Origin of the sequence: Tannerella forsythia (assembly GCF_003860135.1) — a bacterium.
Classification (GTDB): domain Bacteria; phylum Bacteroidota; class Bacteroidia; order Bacteroidales; family Tannerellaceae; genus Tannerella; species Tannerella forsythia_A.
In genome coordinates, this window is sequence record NZ_RQYN01000100.1 from 1 (window position 1) to 2,513 (window position 2,513).

Sequence of the window (2,513 nt, forward strand, 5' to 3'; positions counted from 1 at the left end):
ATGAATGCAATTATACAACTTTTTTCCGGATCCTGATTTATGGGTTACCCACACGATTCAACACAGACCCTTTTTAATCTTTATAGTACCTTCTGATTCTATTTTCTCTAAGATACGTTTTATATTTTTAAATGCAAGTAAAGGTTCACCGCCATGCCAACACAAATGAAGCCTATCTGATCCCTTGTTCTTTTTTATAAATTGAATGATCTGATCCTCTGTCTCTTCGTCCATAAATACAGAGGGAAGATTTGATTCATAACAGTAAGGACATTGAAAGTTACACGCAAAAGTCGGTAATAAAACAATGCCTAATTCTTTTTCTTGAAAACTCTGATTATATTTTATGAGTTTTTTTTGTGTAATAAAACTCTCATCTTCAAATTTACTGCTAAAAACTTTTGCTTTAATAAGTTTTCTCTTTATATCATCTTCTAGTGCATCTATAGCTAGTTCTTGTTGATGTGATTTTTTAATTACACTTAATTGTTTAAATAGAGACGGAGAGAGGGATATGAATGAGTTCGTTCTTGAATTATATAAAAAGCACTTTCCATATTGCTTGGATTTATATAGATAATTGTATTTTGACCAGATCATATTGACAAAAACCGTTAAAATAGAGAACGGGCTTGAAGTAAAAGGCCACAAGCCCGTCACTAATCTAATTATAACATGTTACTAATTCTCTTTAGTAGGAGGAATATTAACGATTCCATTACTATTACAATGAATTACAGGAGGAGCATCCGCAGATCCTCCAAAGATTGAGGCCATTTCTTCTTTTAAGACATCTTGACTTTCAATGATAAATTTTATTTCTTCCATGTCATTTACATTTTAATTTCCACTTCTACTCGTTTCGCTTTTCGAAATCCGCGTCTCTTGTTTCATACAGTTTTCCGAAGAGATGTTATCAGGATCCGTCTCCGGTAGAGAACTTACTGCACTGCCTTTCTCACTACTCTGCTTCGTTTGGGGCAGCTTCAGTGCGATACGCTTTACGTCCCGATCACGTCGGGCTTGCATATTGCCTTGTTTCGACTATCTTTGCAGCGCCTTTTCTTGCTTGTTGGTGATACATCGTGTAAGCTGTTTCTCGTTTGTTTCGCTTTCCTGGCGAGGGAAGGCTTTTTTTATTGCATTACGGCTACGGCCGTTAAGTTGTCTCTTCCGGCGGAGGGGAATGAGTACGTTTACTAATACCCCGTTAGTACCGTTACTAATGCATCGTTAGTAGTAGTACTAATACCTCGTTAGTAGTAGTACTAACGCACCCCCACTGGAAACCGGATTTTAATCAGGCGATGACGACTGCCTCCGAGAATATGACCGAGCGGGGCGATTTGAGCTGAGTGCTTCCTCCGGTATACTGCGTCGTAACGGTCAGTTCGTAGGTGCCGGCATCGAGTGTGGCAGGTACGAAGATGAGCAGACGCGAGGGCTCGTTGATAACAAGGTCGGTCGGAGCGAGTTTCACTTCGGCGGCGGTGTCGACATTGCGGAAGGTGATGCCCACGGCCGGGTCGTCGCCTGTGATTTTCAGGTACGAGCCTTTGAGTTCGGCATTGCGTCCGCGGGTCAGTGAGCCGTCGGTTTTGCCGGTCGTCATATCCGTCAGGGTGTAGATGGCGATCATATCGGCCTGTTCGCCGAGGATTTCGACCTTTGTCTCGGCAATGGCACGGCGCAGTTCGGCGCCCTGATTCATGGCTACATAGACGCTGTTACGCGCATCGTCCCACGTACGGTCGTAGAAGACGCCCTTGATCACGGGACGCATGTAGACCAATCCGGTGTTTACGCAGAAGCCTCCCGTCACACATTCGGCCGCTTTGCGGTTGAAGCGCGTGATGATGTCTGTCGCTGTTTCGGCTTTGATTTCCATGCCTTCGGCCTGAAGGAGTTTAACGATGTCGGCGACGGTCAGGCTGCCGTTCGTGACGGGTACAGCCATGTAATCGCTCTTGTCTGAGGTCAGTAGGTTGGGTCTCAACCATGCATTCAATTTGTTCATAAGCTTTTCCGTTTTTTAGCGCTTCACATAACGCAAAGCAGGTTATTTATTCATTTATTTTTATTAGCACAAGTGCAAAGCTATATGCTTTCTTTTTTACAGGCATTACACAAAAGTGTAATTTTTTCGTATTTGGTCAAAAATTACACTTTTGTGTATATTCAGGCAGATACAGTGGTGCAAGGACGCATGAGTGATTGATTTTTATAGAAGAAGTCAACTAATCCATCACGTGTAGCATAGATGGGGATCGTTTGAGAGCCCAAATATTCTATTCCTTCTCCAAGCTGTTGTACGCATATGCCCATCAGTCGCATAATCCGCAGCAGCTTGTGGTCACACTCAGCCAATACAAGATCATTCTCGCTTTCGTAGATTGGCAGCATGGCATACAGTAAAAGAATTTGGTATTGTTAAATTTATATAGTACTATTATCTTTGCTGAAAAAAACTATGGATTGTCCAAGATGTGGAAGCATAAATCATCGTAAAGATG

General features: G+C 42.3%; 3 protein-coding genes. All 3 read right to left on the bottom strand.

The features are described 5' to 3' along the window. Positions 1-57 precede the first annotated feature (57 nt). The 3 genes from EII41_RS13360 to EII41_RS13365 all read right to left on the bottom strand — a co-directional run bounded on the left by EII41_RS13360 (position 58) and on the right by EII41_RS13365 (position 2,017). The gene (locus EII41_RS13360) at positions 58-600 is read right to left on the bottom strand and encodes a radical SAM protein (protein WP_260425600.1); all 543 of its coding nucleotides are present in this window, start codon (positions 598-600) and stop codon (positions 58-60) included. Positions 601-681: 81 nt separating this feature from the next. Then, complete coding sequence (locus tag EII41_RS14215; RefSeq protein WP_014224782.1) at positions 682-828, bottom strand: hypothetical protein; 147 nt, start codon at positions 826-828, stop codon at positions 682-684. A gap of 472 nt (positions 829-1,300) precedes the next feature. Continuing rightward, on the bottom strand, positions 1,301-2,017 hold the full coding sequence (locus tag EII41_RS13365; RefSeq protein WP_124790978.1) for a DNA-binding domain-containing protein: 717 nt from the start codon (positions 2,015-2,017) through the stop codon (positions 1,301-1,303). Positions 2,018-2,513 lie beyond the last annotated feature (496 nt).

Coding starts and splice junctions, on each gene's coding strand:
- EII41_RS13360 (WP_260425600.1), bottom strand. CDS start 600: ATGATCTGGTCAAAATACAATTATCTATATAAATCCAAGCAATATGGA.
- EII41_RS14215 (WP_014224782.1), bottom strand. CDS start 828: ATGGAAGAAATAAAATTTATCATTGAAAGTCAAGATGTCTTAAAAGAA.
- EII41_RS13365 (WP_124790978.1), bottom strand. CDS start 2,017: ATGAACAAATTGAATGCATGGTTGAGACCCAACCTACTGACCTCAGAC.